This window comes from Achromobacter sp. 2789STDY5608621 (genome assembly GCF_001299375.1).
GTDB classification, from domain to species: Bacteria; Pseudomonadota; Gammaproteobacteria; order Burkholderiales; family Burkholderiaceae_B; genus Achromobacter; species Achromobacter insuavis.
On sequence record NZ_CYTU01000032.1, the window covers coordinates 25157 to 46386 of the forward strand.

Genomic DNA, 21230 nt, shown 5'->3' on the forward strand with positions numbered 1-21230 from the left:
TATGACTCCCGCCCATAGCCGACGAGCTTCCCCCCTCGTTCTCTGGCGATCGTATGGATTCGGCCTGTTGCTGCTGGCGCTTGCCTGCCTGATGGCCATCAAGCCCGCCCAGGCCCAGCTGCGTGTCGATATTTCCGGCACCGGCGCCACCCAATATCCCGTCGCCATCGCCGATTTCGCGGTGGATGACGCCCATGGCCGCGCCCTGGCCGAAGTGATCCGCGCCGACCTGACCCGCACCGGCCAGTTCCGCCTCATCAGCGCCGCCGGCTCGGGCCTGAACGTCGACTCGCCCATCGCCCATGACGACTGGCGCGCCAAGGGCGCCGACTTCATCGCCTATGGCAGCATCGTGCGCGGCAACGACGGCCGCTACGACGTCCGCTACCGCCTGGCCGACACGGTCAAGAAGGGCCAGCTGGACGGCGTCGCGTTCTCCGGCACCGAGCAGGAACTGCGCCGCGTCGCCCACCAGATCGCCGACCGCATCTATGAAAAGATCACCGGCGTGCGCGGCGTGTTCTCGACCCGCATCGCCTACGTGCTCAAGCAAGGCGCCACCTACGAACTGCAAGTGGCCGATGCCGACGGGCAGAATCCGCAGGTCGCCCTGCGCTCGCGCGAGCCGATCATCTCGCCCGCCTGGTCGCCCGATGGCTCCAAGCTGGCGTACGTGAGCTTCGAATCCGGCAAGCCGGTGGTGTACGTGCACACGCTGGCCACCAGCGCCCGCGTGCCGGTCGCCAACTTCAAGGGCAACAACAGCGCCCCCGGCTGGTCGCCCGACGGCACCCAGCTGGCCGTGGCCCTGACGCGTGACGGTCTGTCGCAAATTTACATCGTTAGCGCGGCCGGCGGCTCGAATATGAAGCGAGTTACGCGTTCTCCCGGGATTGACACCGAGCCGAGCTTTACGCCGGACGGCCGTTCCATTATCTTTACCAGTGACCGCAGCGGCGGGCCGCAAATTTATCAAACCGGCCTGGACGGTGGCGATGCTCGCCGCCTCACGTTTAATGGTGGTTACAACATCTCACCCCGAATTTCCCCCGATGGATCGACGCTGCTGTACGTTGCAAGACGCGACGGCGCGTTCCGAATCGCATCGTTGAACCTGTCCTCCGGCTCGGAGAACTTGTTGACCGATGGTCGTGACGATCAGTCGCCAAGCTTCGCGCCGAACGGCATGCAAGTCCTCTACGCCGCGATCCAAAACGGACGTAGCGTGCTTGCAGGCGTTTCGAGTGATGGCCGCGTACGGCAGACGCTTTCGGTACTGAACGGGGAAATACGTGAACCGACTTGGGGCCCATTTACCCGATAACACGTGTGACTCTCTTTGCAAAGGAACTATCATGAAGTCGCGCATTGCCAAAAGCCTAACCATCGCCGCTCTGGCCGCCACCCTGGCAGCTTGCAGCTCCGTCCCTCTCGACGATAAAGCGGGTCAGGGCGGAGGCGCTGGCCAAGGATCGGCCTCCGGCCAGATCCTTGATCCCTTCAACCCCCAAAGCATCCTGGCGCAACAGCGCTCGGTATACTTTGACTTCGACAGCTACACGGTGTCCGATCAGTACCGCGGCCTGGTGGAAACCCACGCCCGTTACCTGGCTTCGCACCAGCAGCAGAAAATCAAGATCGAAGGCAACACCGACGAACGCGGCGGCGCCGAATACAACCTGGCCCTGGGCCAGCGCCGTGCCGACGCCGTGCGTCGCATGATGACCCTGCTGGGCGTCAGCGACAACCAGATCGAAACCATCAGCTTCGGTAAAGAAAAGCCGAAGGCGACTGGCTCGTCGGAAGCCGACTTTGCGGAAAACCGCCGCGCCGATATCGTTTATCAGCGCTAAGCTTTTCGTATAGTTAAGTGCCCCACCACGCGTCGGGACGGTCTACCGGCCGTCCCGACGTTTGTTTTTATCCCCCGGGAATTTTCATGCGCGATAACGTTCTGTCCCTGCGTCCCTTGATGGCGGCCACCGGCCTGGTGCTGGCAGCCCTGACGGCGCCCGCCCACGCTTTCTCAGATGACGAGGCCCGCAAGGCCATCCTGGATTTGCGCCAGCAGGTGCAGCAACAGAACGAGCAGAGCCAACGCGCCAAGCTGCAACTGGCCGACCAGATCCAGGCGCTGCAACAGGAAGTCGCGCAACTGCGCGACCAGCTGGAACTGGTGTCGCGCCAGCAGCCCAGCGCCAACAAGCCGGGCGGCACCGCGGGAGGCGCCAACCCGCCGGGCGCGACCGCCGGCGATCCGCAGGAACAGGCCGCCTACGACGGCGCCATCGACCTGTTCCGCAAGGGTCAATACAAGGAGGCGTCCGAATCGCTGGCCGCCTTCACCGCGCTCTACCCCGCCAGCCAGCTCGCGCCCAGCGCCCAGTTCTACCTGGGCAGCAGCCGCTATGCGCTGAAGGACTTCAAGGGCGCCATCGAGCAACTGAACGCCATGGTGCAGAAGGCCCCCGACAACGCCCGCGCCCCCGACGCCCTGCTGGTCATCGCCGGCAGCCAGATCGAGATGAACAACCGCGCCGGCGCCAAGACCACGCTGCAGCGCATCGTCCGCGACTACCCGACCACGCCGGCCGCCAACACGGCCAAGAGCCGCCTGCAACTGCTGCAGTAATGGCGGAAGCCGCCTCCGCGGTCGCCGCCTATCGGCACATCCTGCGCCGCCGCGCAGGGCTCATCGCCCTGCTGCTGGCGGCGATTTGCATTGGGCTGCTGCTCGATTTCACGCTCGGCCCTTCGGGACTGGGCTGGGGCGAGCTGTGGCGCACGCTGAGCGCGCCGGCGTCGGCCGATCCGACGCTGCGCGTCATCGTCTGGGACATCCGGCTGCCCTACGCCCTGATGGCCGCGCTGGTCGGCATGGCGCTGGGCCTGGCGGGCGCCGAGATGCAGACCATCCTGAACAATCCCCTGGCCAGCCCGTTCACGCTGGGCGTGTCGTCGGCGGCCGCCTTCGGCGCGTCGCTAGCCATCGTGCTGCACCTGGGCCTGCCCGGCGTGCCGGACGGCTGGCTGATCGCCGGCAACGCCTTCCTGTTCGCCATGCTGGCGGCCCTGCTGCTGGACGGCGTGGCGCGCCGCGGCGGCATGAACAGCTCGGGCGTGGTGCTGTTCGGCATCGCCATGGTGTTCACCTTCAACGCGCTGGTGTCGCTGGTGCAGTTCACCGCCAGCGCCGAGGCCTTGCAGAACCTGGTGTTCTGGACCATGGGCAGCCTGGCGCGCTCGAGCTGGACCACCGTGGCCGCGCTGGGGCTGGCGTTCGCCGTGGCGCTGCCGCTGGCCATGCGCCAATCCTGGAAGCTGACCGCCCTGCGGCTGGGCGAGGAACGCGCGGCCAGCTTCGGCGTGGACGTGCGCCGGGTGCGGGTGACGGCGCTGGCGCGCGTCAGCCTGCTGTCGGCGTTGGCGGTGGCGTTCGTCGGCACCATCGGTTTCATCGGCCTGATCGCGCCGCATATCGCCCGCCGCCTGGTGGGCGAGGACCATCGCTTCTTCCTGCCGGGCAGCGCCCTGGTGGGCGGCGTCATCCTGTCGCTGGCGTCGGTCGCGTCCAAGAACCTCGCGCCGGGCGTCATCGTGCCGGTGGGGATCGTCACCTCGCTGATCGGCATTCCGTTCTTCGTGGCGGTGGTGCTGCGCCGGAACATGCCATGAGCGCGGCGCCGACGCTGGCCGTCTCGGCCCTCACCGCCGGCTATGGCGGCCAGGACGTGCTGCACGGCCTGTCGCTGCCGCCCCTGGGCGCGGGCGAGGTCACGGCCCTGCTGGGCCCCAACGGCAGCGGCAAATCGACATTGCTCAAGGCCCTGGCGGGCCTGGTGAAGGTGCGCGCCGGCCACGCCCTGCTCGACGGCAAGGACCTGGTGCGGATGGATTTCGCGGCGCGCGCGCGCCACCTGGTCTACCTGCCGCAGAGCCTGCCGGCCGCCGTGCACCTGAGGGTGTTCGAATCAGTGCTGGTGGCGGCCCGCGCCAGCGAAGCCGACGGACCGCCGGCGGATCTGCACGAGATCGACCGACTGCTGGCGCGGCTGGGCATCGGCCACCTGGCGCTGTCCTACCTGGACGCGCTGTCCGGCGGCCAGAAACAGCTGGTGGGACTGGCGCAGGCGCTGGTGCGGCGGCCGCGCGTGCTGCTGCTGGACGAGCCGCTGTCGGCGCTGGACCTGAACTACCAGTTCCATGTGATGCGGCTGCTGAAGCAGGAAACCGCCGATCACGGGCTGATCACGGTGATCGTGCTGCACGACCTGAACGTGGCGCTGCAGCACGCCGACCGGGCGGTGATGATCCATGGCGGCAGGCTGGTCGCCGCGGGCGCGCCGGCCGAGGTCATCACGCCCGCCTCGCTGGCCGCCGTGTACGGCGTGCACGGCCGGGTCGAGGCCTGCTCGCGCGGACGGCTGCAGGTGCTGATCGACGACCTGGAAGCCGATCCGCACTGACACCGCCGCGCCATCCGCGCGGCAAGACGCGGGACGGCCCGGGCGACGCTAGGCGCGCTGCGCCACGTCGGCGACCGGCGCGCCGGTCATGGCGGCCAATTGCTGCGGCGTCAGGTTGAACACGGCGTGCGGGTGCCCCGCCGCCGCCCACAGGCTGTCGTACTGGAACAGATCCTGGTCGAGCAGCATCACGGGCTTGACCGCGTGGCCGATGGGGCAGACGCCGCCGATGGCGTAGCCGGTCATGTCGCGCACGAACTTGGCGTCGGCCTTGGCCAGCGCGCCGACCTGTTCGGCGACCTTGGCCTCGTCGACGCGGTTGATGCCGCTGGCGATGACCAGCACCGGCGCGTCGTCCGCGGCGCGGCGGAAGATGATCGACTTGGCGATCTGCGCCACCTCGCAGCCCAGCCCCGCCGCGGCTTCCGCCGAGGTCTTGCCGGTCTGCGGCAGCACCACCACCGGCTTGTCGTGGCCCAGATCGGCCAGCAGGCGGGCAACGCGCTGGGCGGACTCGGGAAGATCGGCGGGCGTGGCGAGGGACATCTGGCGACTCCGTTCAAGACAAAAAGATCGGGTCACGAGTTTATCAGCCCGGCCATGCCCCCGCGGCGGGCGCGGGCGCATGGCTGCCGCGTGGGCGAACCGGCTAGAATGCCCGCCTGGCTTTCCGACCCCGACCCGATGCGTTCCGAACCCGTCCTGCCCCTGCAAACCGCCGATATCGGCGGTTACGCCATGTCCTACACCGAATACGGCGAGGGCGCGCCCCTGGTGCTGGTGCACGGTTCGCTGTCGGACTGTCGCTACTGGAAATCGCAGATGGCGCCGCTGGGGCGTTCGTTCCGGGTGCTGGCGGTGTGCCTGCGGCGCTACTGGCCGGAAACCTGGGACGGGGAAGGCGACGGTTTCTCGGTGGCGCAGCATGGCGCCGACGTGCTGGCCTTCATCGACCAGGTGGCGGGCGAGCCCGCCCACGTGGTGGGCCACTCGCGCGGCGGCCGCGTGGCGCTGGAAGCGGCGCTGGCCCGCCCCGATGCCCTGCGCAGCCTGACGCTGGCCGACCCCGGTCTGCCGCTGCCCGGCGGCGACGACGCCCGTGGCGGCTTTCGCCAGCGGGCGCTCGAACTGATCCGCGACGGCGCCGTGGAAGAAGGCCTGGCGCTGTTCGTGGACACGGTGACCGGACCGGACACCTGGCAACGCATGGTGCCCTGGTTCAAGGAAATGGTGCGCGACAACGCCGGCACGCTGTTCGGCCAGGCCCGCGAGACCCCGGCCTCGCTGAGTCCGCAAGAGATCGCCTCGCTGACCCTGCCGACGCTGCTGATCGGCGGCGCGTTGAGCCCCGATCCCTACCCCGCCGTGCTCGACGCGCTGGAAAGCTGGCTGCCGCAATCGCAGCGGGTGAACATCGCCGGCTCGTCGCACGGCATGAACCTGGGCAATCCGCGCGCCTTCAACGGCGCCATCGAATCGTTCCTGCGCGGCTGAGCCGCGCGCGCCGTCAGGGTTCGACCGACGGCGTGTGCTTGAGGCGCTTGAGCACGAAAGTCGAGCGGCTGTGCCGCACACCGGGCAGCTTGTAGAGCCGCTTGCGCAGGAACTCCTCATAGCCTTCGGTGCCGGCCACGGCGACCTTGATCAGGTAGTCGTATTCGCCCGTCACCAGGAACGCCTCCACCACTTGCGGCAGCCGCGTGATCGCCTCGCCGAAGCGCGCCAGCGTGTCGTCGTCGTGGTGCTCGAGCGTGACCTCGATCATGACCGTGTCGGGCAGGCCCAGCGCCTTCTGGTTCAACAGGGCCGCGTAGCCCTCGATCACGCCCGCGTCCTCCAGCGCCTTGACCCGGTTCCAGCAGGGCGTGGGCGACAGGCCGACCTGCTCGGCCAGCTTCAGGTTGGTGAGGCGGCCGTCGGCGCGCAGGGCGCGCAGGATCTTGCGGTCGGTTTCGTCGATTTTGGGTGGCGTGGACACGGCGGAAAATCCGTAGAAGAGAATATCCCTGCAAAACCTGATTCTAGAGGATATATATTCCTCCAATACCGCCAAATTGGCGGGAATCAGGAAACCTATTTTCCCGACCCGGCCGTAGACTTTCCATCAAGACGGGCATTACCCCGCCCGTCGGATCCAGCGCCCGCGCCGTGGCACAACCCGGCGCCGACGCCGGTGTAGTCCACCGCAGTGTGCCGCGCGCCGATCCGCGCGGCGGGAAATCATGTCTCACGCAGCAGCAGTACCCGCAAGAACCGGCCTGGGCCTGTCCGGCACCGCCATGCTCCTGGCCGCGCCGGCGCTCTTCGCCTCCAACATGGTGGCCGCCCGCTGGGCCCACGACGCCGCCCTTCCCCCCGTTTTCCTGGCCTTCGGCCGCTGGCTGATCGCCTTCCTGATCCTGTTGCCGCTGGCCGCGCCGGCCTTGCTGCGGCATCGCCAGGCGTTGTGGCGCGGCCTGCCCACGCTGCTGCCGCTGGCGGTGCTGGGCATGGGCGTGGCGGTGGCGCCGCAGTACATCGGCGCCCAGAGCACCAGCGCCACCAACATCGCCCTGATCTTCTCGTGCAGTCCGATCCTGGTGGCGCTGCTGGAGGCGCTGATCTGGCGCAAGCCCCTGCCGCCCCTGCGCGCCGCCGGCCTGGCGCTGGCGCTAGGCGGCGTGCTGGTGGTGCTGACGCGGGGCGACGCCTCGGTGCTGGCGCGGCTGGCGTTCGGCCAGGGCGACCTGTGGGTGCTGCTGGCGGCCACCGGCTGGGCCTTCTATACGGTGCTGCAGAAGCGCCTGACGCTGCCGGCGGTGCCCGATGGCGCGCGGCTGGCCGCGATGATGCTGGGCGGCGCGATCGCGCTGGCGCCGTTCGCGGGCATCGAGGCCGCCGCCGGCGCCACCCCGCCCTGGACCGATCCGCGGCTGGCGGCGGTGCTGCTGTTCCTGGCGGTGGTGCCCAGCCTGGGCGCGTATTACGTCTACGGCCGCCTGATCAGCCGCGCCGGTCCCGCCACCGCGGGCCTGTCGATGTTCCTGGTGCCGGTGTATGCCGCGCTGCTGGCCTGGCCGCTGCTGGGCGAGGCGCCGCAACTGTTCCATGCCTACGGCTTCGTGATGATCCTGCTGGGCGTGAAGCTGGCGTCCTCGCGCATGCGGGCGACGACGGCCGGGGCCGCCGCGCCGGCATGAAGCACACGTAGCGCCGACATGAAAAAAGGGCCACCCGCACGGGTGGCCCTTGTTCCGAGCCGATCGGAATTCAGCGGCCCGAACCCTGGGCCGCGATCACTTCCTGCGCCACCTGGCGCGGCGCTTCGGCGTAGTGCTTGAACTCCATCGTGTAGGTGGCGCGGCCCTGCGTCAGCGAACGCAGCGAGGTGGAGTAGCCGAACATCTCGGCCAGCGGCACCTCGGCCCGCACCACCTTGCCGCCGCCCCCGGCGATGTCTTCCATGCCCTGCACCATGCCGCGGCGCGACGACAGGTCGCCCATGACGTTGCCGGTGAAGTCCTCGGGCGTTTCCACCTCGACCTGCATCATCGGTTCCAGCAGCACCGGATCGGCGCGCCGCATGCCTTCCTTGAAGGCCATCGAGCCGGCCATCTTGAAGGCGTTTTCGTTCGAGTCCACGTCGTGGTACGAACCGAAGAACAGCGTCACCTTGACGTCGACCACCGGATAGCCCGCCAGCACGCCGGCGTTGAGCGATTCGCGGATGCCCTTGTCCACCGCCGGGATGAACTCGCGCGGCACCACGCCGCCCTTGATGGCGTCGACGAATTCGTAGCCCTTGCCCGGTTCCTGCGGCTCGAGCTTGAGCACCACGTGGCCGTACTGGCCGCGGCCGCCCGACTGCTTGACGAACTTGCCTTCGACTTCGTCACAGGTCTTGCGGATGGTCTCGCGGTAGGCGACCTGCGGCTTGCCCACCGTGGCCTCGACGCCGAACTCGCGCTTCATGCGGTCGACCAGGATTTCCAGGTGCAACTCGCCCATGCCGGAGATGATGGTCTGGCCGGATTCCTCGTCGGTGCGCACGCGGAACGAGGGGTCTTCCTGCGCCAGCCGGCCCAGGGCGATGCCCATCTTCTCCTGGTCGGCCTTGGTCTTGGGCTCGACCGCCTGCGAGATGACGGGCTCGGGGAACACCATGCGCTCCAGCACGATGACGTGCGAGGGATCGGTCAGCGTGTCGCCGGTGGTGACGTCCTTGACGCCCACCGCGGCGGCGATGTCGCCGGCGTAGACCTCGGTGATCTCGCGCCGTTCATTGGCGTGCATCTGCAGGATGCGGCCCAGGCGTTCCTTCTTTTCCTTGACCGGGTTGTAGACCGAGTCGCCGGATTTGACCACGCCCGAGTAGACGCGGAAGAACACCAGCTGCCCCACGAACGGGTCGGTCATGATCTTGAAGGCCAGCGCCGAGAACGGTTCCTTGTCGGTGGGATGGCGCTCGATTTCGCGGTCGCGCTCGTCGTGGCCCTTGATGGCGGGCACGTCGACCGGCGACGGCAGGTAGTCGATGACCGCGTCCAGCATGGCCTGCACGCCCTTGTTCTTGAAGGCGCTGCCGCACAGCATGGGCACGATCTCGTTGGCGACCGTGCGCTGGCGCAGGCCCTGCTTGATCTCGGCCTCGGTCAGCGCGTCGCCGCCCAGGTATTTCTCCAGCAGCGTCTCGTTGGCCTCGGCGGCCTTCTCGACCATCTTGTCGTGCCATTCCTGCGCCTGCGCCTGCAGCGCCGGCGGAATGTCGCGGTACTCGAAACGCACGCCCTGGCTGGCATCGTCCCAGATGATGGCCTTCATCTTGACCAGGTCGATCACGCCCTCGAAGCCGTCCTCGGCGCCCACCGGCAGCTGCACCGGCACGGCATCGCCCTTCAGACGCTCGGTGATCTGGCGCTGCACGCGCAGGAAGTCGGCGCCGACGCGGTCCATCTTGTTGACGAAGGCCAGCCGCGGCACGCGGTACTTGTTGGCCTGGCGCCAGACGGTCTCGGATTGCGGCTGCACGCCGCCGACCGCGTCATAGACCATGACGGCGCCGTCCAGCACGCGCATGGAGCGTTCGACCTCGATGGTGAAGTCGACGTGGCCCGGCGTGTCGATGATGTTGATGCGGTGTTCGGGATAGTTGCCGCCCATGCCCTTCCAGAAGGCGGTGGTGGCGGCGGACGTGATCGTGATGCCGCGTTCCTGTTCCTGCTCCATCCAGTCCATCACGGCGGCGCCGTTGTGCACTTCGCCGATCTTGTGGGTGATACCGGTATAGAAGAGGATGCGCTCGGTGGTCGTCGTCTTGCCCGCGTCGATGTGGGCGCTGATGCCGATGTTCCGGTATAGCTCGATAGGCGTCTTGCGAGTCATGGCCTCGTTCCTTGCAGTAATCACCAGGAATGGGCGGCAGGTCCGACCGGATACTGCCGCGGCGGGCGCCATGCCGCGTTGAGAGGTGTGCTCGGGTGTTGCGAAACCGCGCCCGCACTTATCCGTAAATATTACGCGCCGCGAGCCGGTTTACAAGCTTTAGCCATAAGCGCCATAGGGGATGGCGCGGGCAAGAAAAAGCCCCTCGGCGGGAGGGGCTGGGCACGGCATTGGCGCCGGCGGGCCTGACAGCGGCCTGACTCAGGCCGCGCGGGCCGGGATTACTTCTTTTCTTCCTTGACGCGGTACACCAGCACGGCGGTGCTGGCCAGCGACAGCACCTTGGCGGTGACGCTGCCCAGCAGCAGGCGCGACAGGCCGCTGCGGCCGTGGCTGCCGATGAAGATCAGGTCGCAACCCGCGTCGGCGGCGGCCTGGACGATGCCGTCGGCCACATTGAAGTTGGACACGGCGCGCGCCTCGGACTTCACGCCGGCGGTGTCGGCGCGGTCGGTGATCTGCTTGAGGTACTTGTCGGCCTGCTCGGCCGAGGCCTTTTCGTAGTCTTCGTCGGTAATGGCGTAGGCCGCGGCCATGCCGTCGAAACCGATGGTGGCGGCGAACGGCTGCGTCACGTAGAGGGCGACGACGTCAGCGCCCACCGAGCGCGCGAAGGAAATGCCGGCGTTGGCGGCTTGGGCCGACAGCGGCGAGCCGTCGGTGGGAATCAGGATCTTCTTGAACATCTTGCCTGCTCCTGTTTGAGAGGAAGCTCCATGCTACCGGAAACCCGCCAGGTTCACATCAAGCGAACCCGGGGTCCTTGATGCGCGTCAACCCAGCTGCTGGGCGGCGGCGAACAGATTGGTGCAGCGGGTGCCGGTGCGGCAGTACGCCAGCACCGGACCCGGCAGGGTACGCAGCAGTTCGGCGAAGCGGACCACGTCGGCCGCGGTCATGGCGCTGCCGACGACCGGCTGGTATTCGATTTTCAGACCGGCGGCGGCGGCGGCCTTGGAGACGTCGGCGGCGGTCGGCTGGTCGGGGCCGCCCTCGAAGTCGGGACGGTTGATGATGACGCTCTTGTAGCCGGCGGCGGCCACGTCGGCCATGTCGTCGGGACCCAGTTGCGGGGCGACGGCGAAGTTCTCGGTGAGGGGCTTGATCGGTGCGGACATGGCGATTCCTTGATGGGGGTGACTGCGTATTATTGTAGGAGCCGTTTCAGGCGAAAAGTTTTTCCAGCAGATTCCAGACGCCGCGGTCATCGACCATCGGCACCGAAAACCGCAACATGGTCGACGGCCCCTGCGACGGCGAGAACAGCGTGCCGGGCGCCAGCAGCATGCCCTGGTCGGCGGCGGCGCGGGCCAGCACCTCGCTGTCGCGCCCGCAATCGGCCCACACGAACATGCCCGCCTGCGGTTCGTGCCGGATCGTCAGGCCGAGCTTCTGCAGGCCCTTCAGGCAGCGCTGGCGGGCCTCGTCCACCCGCAGCCGCACGCGCTCGATATGGCGCCGGTACTGCCCTTCCATCAGCACCCGGTGCACCACCCGCTCGCCCAGCTCGGGCGAGGTCAGCCCGGCCAGCATTTTCAGGTCGGCCAGTTTCTGCAGGATGTCAGGATTGGCGGCCAGGTAGCCGACGCGCAGGCTGGCCGCCAGCATCTTGGAATAGCCGCTGACCAGGATGACGCGGTTGAGCCGGTCCAGCACCGCCAGCTTCATGGCGCCGCCCGGATGCAGCTCGCCGTAGGTGTCGTCTTCCACCACCATGAAGTCGTGGCGCTCGGCGATGCGCAGGATGTCGTAGGCGGCGCCGGCCGACAGGGTGTGGCCGGTGGGGTTGTGGACCGCGCTGTTGATGATGAACAGTTTCGGCTTGTGCTGCGCCGCCAGTTGCTCGAGCAAGGCGGTGTCGGGGCCGTCGGGGCCGCGCGGCACGCCGATAAGCCGGGCGCCGAAGGCGGCCAGGCGGCCGAAGATGACGAACCAGGCCGGATCCTCGACCAGCACGGTATCGCCCGGCTGCACCAGCAGGCGGGCGATCAGGTCCAGCGCGTGGGTGACGCCGTTGGTGGTGAGCAGGTTGCGCTCGGGATGGGCCGGCACGCCGTCGCTTTGCAGCGAGGCGGCGATCTGCTGGCGCAGCGGCGAAAACCCCTGCGGATGGCCATAGGACACGAGATGGCCGCGCACCGAGCGGCCCACGGCGCGCACCGCGCCCGCCACCATTTCAGGATCGAGCCAGTCGGCCGGCAGCAGGCCGGCGCCGCCCGGCATGCCGGGGCCGCCCCCCTCGCGGAACATACTGCGCAGCAGCCAGGCGATATCGACCCGCGCCGGCGGCGTGAAATTCTGCGTCGACGCCGGCACGGCGACCGGGGCCAGCGGCCCGCTGCGGGCGCGCACGAAAAAGCCGGCGCCGCGCCGCGACTGCACCAGGCCGCGCGCCACCAGCCGGTCGTAGGCTTCCACCACCGTGAAGCGGCTGACGCCGGACTGTTCGGCCATCTTGCGGATGGACGGCAGCCGGGTGCCGGGGCGCAGCCCCTGTTCGTCGATGCGCCGGGCCAGGCCGTCGGCCAATTGCGCCACCAGCGTGGCGTCGGCCTGGCGCACGGGCTGCCAGGGCATGGAAGGCGAAGCAACTGTCATGGGGATTTCACCAGGCCAGTGGTTGAAGTGACATGTATAAGTGTACCGGTACTGTACCGATAACTATGCGTAGAGTGACAGCAATGGCATCAGCCCGCAAGTCCCGCGGACCGCCCCCATTTTTCGACGCCCCGCCATGAACCGCTCCGTGCCGTATCCCGCCCTCCAGGCCGCCCCCGCCGCGTCGCCCAGGGAAGGCTACGGCTACGGCTTCCTGGGGGTGCTGGTGTTTTCGCTGACGCTGCCGATGACGCGCGTGGCGGTGACCGAACTGCCGCCGCTGCTGGTGGGCCTGGGACGCGCCCTGCTGGCCGCGGTGCCGGCCCTGGCGCTGCTGTGGCTGACCCGCAGCCGCCGGCCCGCGCGCGCCGAATGGCCGGGCGTGATCCTGGCCGCGCTGGGCATCGTGGTCGGCTGGCCGCTGGCCTCGTCGCTGGCGATGCAGACCGTGGCGTCGTCGCACGGCGCGGTGTTCAACGGCCTGCTGCCCCTGTCGACCGCCGTGTTCGCGGCCTGGCGCAGCGGTGAACGGCCCTCGCCCGCTTTCTGGGCCTGGGCCGCGGTGGGCGCCTTGCTGGTGGCGGCGTTCGCCTTGCGCGAGGGCCACGGCGCGCTGTCGATCGGCGATTTCTGGCTGCTGCTGGCGGTGCTGCTGGGCGGTCTGGGTTATGCCGAGGGCGCCCGCGCCGCGCGCACCCTGGGCGGCTGGCGCACCATCTGCTGGGCGCTGGTGATCAGCGCGCCGGTGCTGGCCGCGCCGGTGGGCTGGATGGCCGCGCAACAGCCCGGCTGGCCGCGCGCGGACGTGGTCGCGGCCTGCGCCTACCTGGCGTTCGGTTCGATGTTCCTGGGATTTTTCGCCTGGTATCGCGGCCTGGCCGCGGGCGGCATCGCCCGGGTCGGGCAGATTCAATTGCTGCAGCCGTTCCTGACGGTGCTGGCCGCAGCCCTGTTTTTCGACGAAGCGGTGGACCCGGGCACCTACCTGTTCGCCGCCGCCGTCATCGTGGTCATCGCCGGCGGACGCCGCGCGATCATTGGAGTCAAGAAATGACGTTGTTCCCCGCCAGCCTGGCCGATGTGCCGCTCGCTTCCCTGTCCTTGCTGGGTCCCCTGGCGCTGTTCGCCCTGGTCAGTTCGATCACGCCCGGGCCGAACAACGTCATGCTGGCCGCGTCCGGCCTGAACTTCGGCTTTCGCCGCAGCATGCCGCACCTGCTGGGCGTGAACCTCGGCTTCACGCTGATGATCTTCCTGGTGGGCGTGGGGCTGGGGTCGGTGTTCCAACAGGTGCCGCAGCTGTACACCGTGCTCAAGTACGTAGGCGCCGCCTACCTGCTGTACCTGGCCTGGAAGATCGCCAACTCGGGCGGCATGGAGGATGGCGCCGTCAGCGGCAAGCCGATGACCTTCCTGCAGGCGGCCGCGTTCCAGTGGGTCAACCCCAAGGCCTGGGTGATGGCGGTCGGCGTGATCGCCACCTACACGCCGCAAGCCGGCTTCTTCGCCAACCTGGTCATCGCCACGGTGGTGTGCGGCATCGTCAACCTGCCCAGCATCGGCATCTGGGTCACGTTCGGCACCGCCCTGCGGCGCGTGCTGCACAAGCCCTGGGCGATCCGCGCCTTCAACATCAGCATGGCCCTGCTGCTGGTGGCCTCGCTGTATCCGGTGGCGCTGGAGGCCTTGCACTGACGCGGCCGGATCAGGCCAGCAGCGCGACCACCACGGCGGGCGTGACCAGCACATTGAACAGCCCCGCCATCACCATCACCAGCCCGGCCACCGCGCCCTCTTCGGCCGCCAGCTCGCGGGCCTTGGCGGTGCCGGCGCCATGCGCGCCCATGCCGAACAGGGCGCCGCGCGCCAGGGCCGAGCGCAGCGGCAGCCAGCGGCGCATGCACTGGCCGATGGCCGCGCCGAACACCCCGGTGACGATGACGAACACCGCGGTCAGGTCCGGCGCGCCGCCGACGTGCGACGACACCGCCACCGCGAACGGCGTGGCCACCGAGCGCGGCAACAGGCTCAGCCGCAGATCCGGCGGCAGGTCAAGCAGGCTGCCCAGCGACCAGGCGCTGAGACCGGCGATGGCGCTGCCGACCACCACGCCCGCCGCCAGCACCGGCCAGTAGCGGCGGATCAGCGCGCGCTGCTCGTACAGCGGCAGCGCGAAGGCGACGATCACCGGCCCCAGCATCATCATCAGCCAGTGCGAGCCGGACATGTAGTCGCGGTAGCCGGTGTGCAGCAGCAACGCCAGCATCAGCAGCAGGGCCGGCGCCACCACCAGCGTGGACGTCCACCAGTACGCATAGCGGCGGTAGAACAGGCGCGCGCAGACATAGGCCAGCACGGTGGCCAGCGGCCAGAACAGCAGATTGAATTCAGCCCGCATGGCGGTTCATCCAGCGGTAGCAGAGGTCGATCGTCAGCGCCGTGCCGGCCATGACCAGCGCGGTGCCCAGCAGGATCACGACCAGCAGCTTGGCGCCCAGCACGCCCAGGAATTCGCGATGGTCCAGCAGCGACATCACCGCGGGCACGAAGAACAGCAGCATTTCGCCCAGCAGCCAGCTGGCGCCGCGATGCACATTGCGCACCCGCAACAGGCCCGAAGCCAGCAGCGCCAGCACCAGCGCCATGCCGATGACGCCGCCCGGCACCGGCAGGCCGGCCGCGTTGGCCAGCATCTGGCCCAACAGGGAGAACAGGGTGATGAGGACGATCTGCAGCAAGCGGCTGCGGCGCAGCACGCTGCGCAGGAGGACGGGATAGCGAGGGCGAGACATGGGGAGGGATTCCAGCGGATGGAACCGTTTTACGCCTGCCCGCATCATAGATAAAATGAATTTGTCGAATCCAACCCATTCCAATCAGGCATAACCATGGATCTGCGGCCCTTGCGCGCATTGGTGGAGGTGGTCCGTCAGGGCGGTTTTTCCCAGGCGGCCAAGACCGTGTTCGCCACCCAGCCCACGGTGAGCAAGGCCGTGCGCCAGCTGGAGGACGAAATCGGCATGCCCCTGCTCGACCGCCAGGCGCAGCCGCCGCGGCTGACCGAGGCCGGCGAAATCGTTTACCGGCGCGCGGTCAAGATGTTGGCCGAACGCGACGATCTGTACGCCGAGCTGGACGAGCTGCGCGGCCTGAAGCGCGGCGTGTTGCGGCTGGGCCTGCCGCCGCTGGGCAGCAACGCGCTGTTCGCGCCGATGTTCGCGCGCTTTCGCAGCCGCTATCCGCAGATCGAGATCAGCCTGCTGGAACATGGCGGCCATCGGCTCGAGGAAATGGTGATGGCCGGCGAGATCGAGCTGGCCGCTTCGCTGCGTCCGGAATCCGGCGAGCTCGACTGGCAGCCGGTGGCGCGCGAACCACTGATCGCGCTATTGCCCGCCGACCATGCTGACGCGCGCGCCGCCGCCATCGGCCTGGAACAACTGCGCGACTCGCCCTTCATCCTGTTCGAGACCGGCTTCGCGCTGAATCGCGTCATCCTGGACGCCTGCCAGCGGGCCGGCTTCGCCCCGGCGATCGCCGCCCGCAGCGGCCAGATCGACTTCATCGTGGCGCTGGTCATGGCTGGCATGGGCGTGGCCTTCCTGCCGCGCCTGAAGGCCAACGAGGAACGGCACGCGGGCGTCGCGCGGGTGCCGCTGCGCGATCCCGGCACGGACTGGGAGATGGGCCTGGTGTGGCGTCGCGGCGGCTATCTGTCGCATGCCGCCCAGGCCTGGCTGGCGCTGGCGCGCGAGATGCATCCGGATACCGCTTGACGCGAGCCGCCAACACCCGCCGTTGTATGCTGGCGCCGGAACCGTGCCCGTCGGCGCGGGTCATATCTTCCATGCCCGCCCTGCCCCGCCCCACCCTGCGCCGCCTGATCGGCGCCGCCGTGCTCGCTGCCGCCAGCGTGGTCGGCTGCTCGCAGCTCGACTCCTGGCAGCGCCAGACCATCTTCTCGCCCCAGTCCGAGCCGCAGACCTGGTGGCGCGAGCCGGCCCAGGGCACCCAGGTCTACGACCTGGCGCTGGCCAACGGCGACAAGGTGCGCGCCTGGTACTGGCAAAGCCCGCAAGCCAACGCGCCCACCGTGCTGTATCTGCACGGCGCGCGCTGGAACCTCAATGGCAGCGCCTTCCGCATCGACGGCTGGACCCGCAAGGGCTATTCGATCCTGGCCATCGACTACCGCGGCTTCGGCGCCTCGACGCCGCGCTTGCCTTCCGAATCCAGCGCGCTCGAAGACGCCATGGCCGGCCTGAAGGAGCTGGCACGCCTGCAACCGGATCCGGCGCGCCGTTTCGTCTACGGCCACAGCCTGGGCGGCGCCATCGCCATCGACCTGGCCGCGCGGCCGGGCCAGCCCGACTTCGCCGGCCTGATCGTGGAATCCAGCTTCACCAGCATCAGCGCCATGCTGGCCACCATGAAGTGGGGCCGCGTGCCCGGCGCCAGCCTGCTGGTGACGCAGCCGTTCGACTCGGTCGACAAGCTGGCCGCCATGCACACGCCGATGCTGTTCATGCACGGCACCGCCGACCGCGTGGTGCCGCACACCATGAGCGACGAACTCTACGCGGCCGCGCGCAGCGTTTCGCCCGACCTGAAGCGACTGGTCAAGATCGAGGGCGCCACCCATTCGGGCGCGTTCCGCAGCGGCGAACAGTACGACGACGCCGTCAAGACCTTCATCCAGGACGCCAGCCGCGCGTATCGCCGCAAGGCCGGCTGACGCGGCAGACCCGCGTCGTCATCGCCTTATTCAACCCATTGTGTCTTTTCCCGGGGGAAAACCCGCTCTCGGGAAACTCCCATATCAAAATATCTTCTAAATATATTTAACGGATATTAGACTTTCTCCCACCCGCCGCTCTTCCTTCGCGGCGCCGGCCATCCGAGGAGAATCAAGTTGAGTAACGTGCGTTGGCAGGGCGTCTTTCCTGCCGTAACCAGTAAATTCCATGCCGACGAAACCCTCGACTTCGAAGCGATGCGCAAGCATTTCAGCTTCCTGATCGACAACGGCGTGCATGGCCTCGTCACCTGCGGTTCGCTCGGCGAAGCCAGCACCCTGACGCTGGAGGAAAAGCTGGCGGTGACGCGTTGCGCCGTGGAAGTCAGCGGCGGCCGCATCCCGGTGCTGGCCAACGTGTCAGAGACCAGCACCCGCGAGGCGCTGCGCTTCATCAAGGCGGCGGTGGAACTGGGCGTGGACGGCTTCATGCTGATGCCCTCGCTGATCTACGTGGCCGATGCGCGCGAGGCGATGCAGAGCATCCGCACCATGGCCGAGGCCGCCGCCAAGCCCTGCATGATCTACAACAACCCGGTCGCCTACCGCGTCGACCTCAAGCCCGAGCACATGGCCGAGCTGGCCGACTGCCCATGGCTGGTGGCGATCAAGGAAAGCAGCGACGACATCCGCCGCGTGACCGACCTGCGCAACAAACTGGGCGACCGCTTCCAGCTGTTCATCGGCGTCGACGACCTGTCGTTCGAAGCCCTGGCGCTGGGCGCCGACGGCCTGCTGGCCGGCCTGGTGACCGCGTTCCCGCGCGAGACCGTGGCCCTGTACGACCTGATGAAGGCCGGCAAGTGGCAGGAAGCGCTGGCGCTGTACCAGTGGTTCACGCCGCTGCTGCACCTGGACGTCTCGACCAAGCTGGTGCAGAACATCAAGCTGGCCGAGACCCTGGCCGGCGTCGGCAACGAGCACGTGCGCCGTCCGCGCCTGCCGCTGGTGGGCGCCGAGCGCGAGCGCTGCGCCGGCATCATCGAAGCGGCGCTGGCCAAGCGGCCGCGGCAATACCAGTCGAAGTAAGCGACCCAGCCCGAAGCAGGACCGGCGCGCCCGCATGGCCGTGGCGCGCCGTCCTTGCGCCAGCCTCTCGGACACCATGCACAGCGACATCATCCTTCAGACCCGGGGCCTCACCAAGGAATTCCGCGGCTTCGTGGCGGTCAACGACGTCAACCTGAGCGTCAGGCGCGGCGCGATCCATGCCCTGATCGGACCCAACGGGGCCGGCAAGACCACGGTCTTCAACCTGCTCACCAAGTTCCACATCCCGACCCGCGGCGCGATCGTCTACGACGGCGTCGACATCACCGGCGAACGGCCGGCGCAGACGGCGCGGCGCGGCATCGTGCGCTCGTTCCAGATCTCGGCGGTGTTCCCGCAATTGTCGGTGCGCGAGAACGTGCGCGTGGCCTTGCAGCGCAAGCTGGGCGTGGACTATTGCTTCTGGCGTTCGGAGCGCTCGCTGGAGCGGCTGCATGCGCGGGTCGAGGAGCTGCTCGACCAGGTCGGCCTGCGCGCGCAGCTGGACGTGGCCGCGGGCGACCTGCCCTACGGCCGCAAGCGCACGCTGGAGATCGCCACCACGCTGGCGCTGGAGCCCGAACTGCTGTTGCTGGATGAGCCGACCCAGGGCATGGGCCACGAGGACGTGGACCGCGTCAAGCACCTGATCAAGCAGGTCTCGGCGGGCCGCAGCATCCTGATGGTGGAACACAACATGAAGGTGGTGGCCGACATCTGCGACACCATCACCGTCCTGCAACGCGGCGAGATCCTGGCCGAGGGTCCGTACGCCGAGGTATCCGCGAACCCCGCGGTGCGCGAAGCGTACATGGGAGCGGAAGATGAATGACAAGACCCCGGCGCGGTCCATGCTGGAAATCCGCGGCCTGCACGCCTGGTATGGCGAATCGCACATCCTGCACGGCATCGACCTGGACGTGAAGGCGGGCGAGTGCATCACGCTGCTGGGCCGCAATGGCGCCGGCCGCAGTTCGACCCTGAAGTCGGTGCTGGGCCTGGTGGGCCGGCGCAGCGGCTCCATCAAGGTGCAAGGCCAGGAGACCATCGGCCTGCCGCCGCACAAGATCGCGCGCCGGGGCATCGGCTATTGCCCCGAAGAGCGCGGCATCTACGCCTCGCTGACCGCCGAGGAGAACCTCATGCTGCTGCCCTCGGTGGGGCCGGACGGCATGTCGGTGGAAGAGATCTACACGATGTTCCCCAACCTGAAGGAACGCGCCCACAGCCCCGGCACCCGGCTGTCGGGCGGCGAGCAGCAGATGCTGGCGATGGCGCGCATCCTGCGCACCGGCGCCCGCCTGCTGCTGCTCGATGAAATCACCGAAGGCCTGGCGCCCGTCATCGTGCAGGCGCTGGGCCGGGTGATCCGGCAATTGCAGGAGCGCGGCTACACCACCGTGCTGGTCGAGCAGAACTTCCGCTTCGCCCGGCACCTGGCCGACCGCCATTACGTCATCGAGCATGGCCAGGTGGCCGCCGTGATCGAGCGGGCCGAAGTCGAGCGGTCGCAGGACCGGCTCAACGCCTTGCTCGGCATCTGAGGGCCGTCGCGCGCAGTTCCCCGTCGTTGCAGTTTCCCGTGGTGCTTCCGACCGCAGTCCCCCCATTCCCATACGGAGCGTAGTCAGATGAAATTGAATCGAATCGCAGCGGCGCTGTGCGCCATCGGCCTGGCAGGCGTCGCCCACGCCGAGGCCGGCATCAGCGACGGCATCGTCAAGGTCGGCGTGCTGACCGACCTGTCCGGCGTCTATTCCGACCTGGCCGGCAACGGCTCGGTGATCGCGGCGCGCATGGCGGCCGAGGAAATGGGCAACAAGGTGCTGGGCAAGCCGGTCGAAGTGGTGGCCGCCGACCACCAGAACAAGCCCGACGTCGCCGCCAACCTGGCGCGCGAATGGTTCGACCAGGGCAAGGTCGACATGATCACCGACTTCCCCACCGCGTCGACCGCGCTGGCCGTGATGGAGATCGCGCGCCAGAAGAACCGCGTGACCATGCCGTCCGCGGGCCTGTCGACCGCGATCCTGGGCGAGAAATGCTCGCCGCTGAATGCGCAGTGGACCACCAACACCTATGCGCTGGCGGCCGGCACGGCGCGCGCGCTGGTCAAGGAAGGCAAGAAGACCTGGTACTTCATCACCGCCGACTACACGTTCGGCCATTCGCTGGAGAAGGACGCGACCGAAGTCATCCAGGAGAACGGCGGCAGCGTCGTAGGCGTATCGCGCCACCCCTTCCCCGGCAACGATTTCTCGTCGTTCCTGCTGAAGGCGCAGGCCTCCAAGGCCGACGTGATCGCCCTGGCCAACGCCGGCAACGACACCGTCAACGCGGTCAAGCAGGCCAATGAGTTCGGCATCACCAAGAAGCAGATCGTGGCGCCGCTGCTGACCTACATCTCGGACGTGCACAGCATGGGCCTGGCCAAGGCGCAGGGCATGTACCTGACCGAGGCGTTCTACTGGGACTACGACGACGCCTCGCGCGCCTGGGCCAAGAAGTTCTTCGAGAAGGCCAAGAAAATGCCGACGGCCTCGCAGGCCGGGGTCTATTCGGCCACGCTGTCGTACCTGAAGGCGATCGAGGCGGCCGGCACCGACGAGGCGCCGGCGGTCATGGCCAAGCTGCGCGAAATGACCATCAACGACGCCGTGATCCGCAACGGCAAGCTGCGCGCGGACGGCGCGCTGGTGCACGACATGCTGCTGTTGCAGGTGAAGGCGCCGGCCGAGTCCAAGGCGCCGTGGGACTACTACCACGTCAAGGCCGTGCTCAAGGGCGACGAAGTCTTCCCCAAGCCGCAAGCCGCCTGCCCCCTGAACAAGTCATGACGCCCGCCGGCGCCGGGCGGCTTGCGCCCGGCGCCGGTTCGATCCGCCCGCGGCGCGCGGCAACGCGCGCCTCCCGCAAACCGA

23 protein-coding genes are annotated in these 21230 nt (G+C 68.3%); 15 read left to right on the forward strand and 8 right to left on the reverse strand.

Translation table 11 applies throughout. From position 1 onward, the window contains the following. Position 1: 1 nt before the first annotated feature. The 5 genes from tolB to AOZ53_RS23680 all read left to right on the forward strand — a co-directional run bounded on the left by tolB (position 2) and on the right by AOZ53_RS23680 (position 4466). Complete coding sequence (gene tolB, locus AOZ53_RS23660) at positions 2-1324, forward strand: Tol-Pal system beta propeller repeat protein TolB (protein ID WP_054432695.1); 1323 nt, start codon at positions 2-4, stop codon at positions 1322-1324. Between the two features lie 31 nt (positions 1325-1355). Continuing rightward, positions 1356-1853 carry a peptidoglycan-associated lipoprotein Pal gene (gene pal / locus AOZ53_RS23665; protein ID WP_054432696.1) on the forward strand — a complete coding sequence of 166 codons (498 nt, stop codon included), beginning with the start codon at positions 1356-1358 and terminating at the stop codon, positions 1851-1853. 86 nt (positions 1854-1939) lie between these two features. Next, positions 1940-2632 carry a tol-pal system protein YbgF gene (gene ybgF / locus AOZ53_RS23670; protein ID WP_054432697.1) on the forward strand — a complete coding sequence of 231 codons (693 nt, stop codon included), beginning with the start codon at positions 1940-1942 and terminating at the stop codon, positions 2630-2632. Further along, positions 2632-3675 carry a FecCD family ABC transporter permease gene (locus AOZ53_RS23675; protein WP_054432698.1) on the forward strand — a complete coding sequence of 348 codons (1044 nt, stop codon included), beginning with the start codon at positions 2632-2634 and terminating at the stop codon, positions 3673-3675. Before ybgF ends, AOZ53_RS23675 begins: the two co-directional genes overlap by 1 nt. After that, entirely contained in the window at positions 3672-4466 is a 795-nt protein-coding gene (locus AOZ53_RS23680) for an ABC transporter ATP-binding protein (protein ID WP_054432699.1), read from the forward strand. Before AOZ53_RS23675 ends, AOZ53_RS23680 begins: the two co-directional genes overlap by 4 nt. A gap of 48 nt (positions 4467-4514) precedes the next feature. Here AOZ53_RS23680 and AOZ53_RS23685 read toward each other — a convergent pair whose 3' ends face one another. Beyond that, positions 4515-5012: a YbaK/EbsC family protein gene (locus AOZ53_RS23685; protein WP_054476637.1), complete on the reverse strand. Its 498-nt coding sequence runs from the start codon at positions 5010-5012 to the stop codon at positions 4515-4517. A gap of 138 nt (positions 5013-5150) precedes the next feature. Between AOZ53_RS23685 and AOZ53_RS23690 the strand changes: the two genes are divergently transcribed. Beyond that, positions 5151-5960, forward strand: a complete 810-nt coding sequence (locus tag AOZ53_RS23690; protein ID WP_054432701.1) for an alpha/beta fold hydrolase — start codon at positions 5151-5153, stop codon at positions 5958-5960. Positions 5961-5973: 13 nt separating this feature from the next. Here the strand turns inward: AOZ53_RS23690 and AOZ53_RS23695 are convergent, their stop codons facing one another. Further along, positions 5974-6444: an Lrp/AsnC family transcriptional regulator gene (locus AOZ53_RS23695; protein ID WP_054416331.1), complete on the reverse strand. Its 471-nt coding sequence runs from the start codon at positions 6442-6444 to the stop codon at positions 5974-5976. A gap of 244 nt (positions 6445-6688) precedes the next feature. Here AOZ53_RS23695 and AOZ53_RS23700 point away from each other — a divergent pair, with 244 nt between their 5' ends. Next, on the forward strand, positions 6689-7645 hold the full coding sequence (locus AOZ53_RS23700) for a DMT family transporter (RefSeq protein ID WP_231689810.1): 957 nt from the start codon (positions 6689-6691) through the stop codon (positions 7643-7645). Positions 7646-7715: 70 nt separating this feature from the next. Here the strand turns inward: AOZ53_RS23700 and fusA are convergent, their stop codons facing one another. The 4 genes from fusA to AOZ53_RS23720 all read right to left on the reverse strand — a co-directional run bounded on the left by fusA (position 7716) and on the right by AOZ53_RS23720 (position 12485). Continuing rightward, positions 7716-9827 (reverse strand): elongation factor G, encoded by a 2112-nt coding sequence (gene fusA, locus AOZ53_RS23705; RefSeq protein WP_054432703.1) that lies wholly within the window; start codon positions 9825-9827, stop codon positions 7716-7718. Positions 9828-10108: 281 nt separating this feature from the next. Next, positions 10109-10573, reverse strand: coding sequence for a universal stress protein (locus tag AOZ53_RS23710; protein ID WP_006388728.1), 465 nt, complete (start codon positions 10571-10573; stop codon positions 10109-10111). Between the two features lie 87 nt (positions 10574-10660). Beyond that, positions 10661-11005: a protein tyrosine phosphatase family protein gene (locus AOZ53_RS23715; protein WP_025137488.1), complete on the reverse strand. Its 345-nt coding sequence runs from the start codon at positions 11003-11005 to the stop codon at positions 10661-10663. A gap of 46 nt (positions 11006-11051) precedes the next feature. After that, positions 11052-12485 carry an aminotransferase-like domain-containing protein gene (locus tag AOZ53_RS23720; protein WP_054432704.1) on the reverse strand — a complete coding sequence of 478 codons (1434 nt, stop codon included), beginning with the start codon at positions 12483-12485 and terminating at the stop codon, positions 11052-11054. 136 nt (positions 12486-12621) lie between these two features. On the opposite strand from AOZ53_RS23720, the gene AOZ53_RS23725 reads away from it, so the two are divergent. Both AOZ53_RS23725 and AOZ53_RS23730 read left to right on the forward strand, forming a co-directional pair. Then, positions 12622-13539 (forward strand): DMT family transporter, encoded by a 918-nt coding sequence (locus AOZ53_RS23725; RefSeq protein WP_054489596.1) that lies wholly within the window; start codon positions 12622-12624, stop codon positions 13537-13539. Continuing rightward, positions 13536-14180 carry a LysE family translocator gene (locus AOZ53_RS23730; protein WP_054432706.1) on the forward strand — a complete coding sequence of 215 codons (645 nt, stop codon included), beginning with the start codon at positions 13536-13538 and terminating at the stop codon, positions 14178-14180. Before AOZ53_RS23725 ends, AOZ53_RS23730 begins: the two co-directional genes overlap by 4 nt. Positions 14181-14190: 10 nt before the next feature. Here the strand turns inward: AOZ53_RS23730 and AOZ53_RS23735 are convergent, their stop codons facing one another. Then, a complete protein-coding gene (locus AOZ53_RS23735) occupies positions 14191-14883 on the reverse strand; it encodes an LrgB family protein (protein ID WP_054432707.1) in 693 nt (230 codons plus the stop codon). Further along, complete coding sequence (locus AOZ53_RS23740; RefSeq protein ID WP_054476628.1) at positions 14873-15277, reverse strand: CidA/LrgA family protein; 405 nt, start codon at positions 15275-15277, stop codon at positions 14873-14875. The genes AOZ53_RS23735 and AOZ53_RS23740 overlap by 11 nt, the downstream gene beginning before the upstream one ends. 96 nt (positions 15278-15373) lie before the next feature. On the opposite strand from AOZ53_RS23740, the gene AOZ53_RS23745 reads away from it, so the two are divergent. The 6 genes from AOZ53_RS23745 to AOZ53_RS23770 all read left to right on the forward strand — a co-directional run bounded on the left by AOZ53_RS23745 (position 15374) and on the right by AOZ53_RS23770 (position 21146). Next, positions 15374-16261: a LysR family transcriptional regulator gene (locus tag AOZ53_RS23745; RefSeq protein ID WP_054489598.1), complete on the forward strand. Its 888-nt coding sequence runs from the start codon at positions 15374-15376 to the stop codon at positions 16259-16261. A gap of 71 nt (positions 16262-16332) precedes the next feature. Next, a complete protein-coding gene (locus tag AOZ53_RS23750; protein ID WP_054476625.1) occupies positions 16333-17220 on the forward strand; it encodes an alpha/beta hydrolase in 888 nt (295 codons plus the stop codon). Positions 17221-17397: 177 nt separating this feature from the next. Further along, on the forward strand, positions 17398-18309 hold the full coding sequence (locus tag AOZ53_RS23755; RefSeq protein WP_054489600.1) for a dihydrodipicolinate synthase family protein: 912 nt from the start codon (positions 17398-17400) through the stop codon (positions 18307-18309). Positions 18310-18385: 76 nt separating this feature from the next. After that, positions 18386-19141, forward strand: a complete 756-nt coding sequence (locus AOZ53_RS23760) for an ABC transporter ATP-binding protein (protein WP_054476666.1) — start codon at positions 18386-18388, stop codon at positions 19139-19141. Beyond that, positions 19134-19853, forward strand: a complete 720-nt coding sequence (locus AOZ53_RS23765; protein ID WP_054489602.1) for an ABC transporter ATP-binding protein — start codon at positions 19134-19136, stop codon at positions 19851-19853. The genes AOZ53_RS23760 and AOZ53_RS23765 overlap by 8 nt, the downstream gene beginning before the upstream one ends. Before the next feature lie 87 nt (positions 19854-19940). Further along, positions 19941-21146 carry an ABC transporter substrate-binding protein gene (locus AOZ53_RS23770; RefSeq protein ID WP_054432713.1) on the forward strand — a complete coding sequence of 402 codons (1206 nt, stop codon included), beginning with the start codon at positions 19941-19943 and terminating at the stop codon, positions 21144-21146. Positions 21147-21230 lie beyond the last annotated feature (84 nt).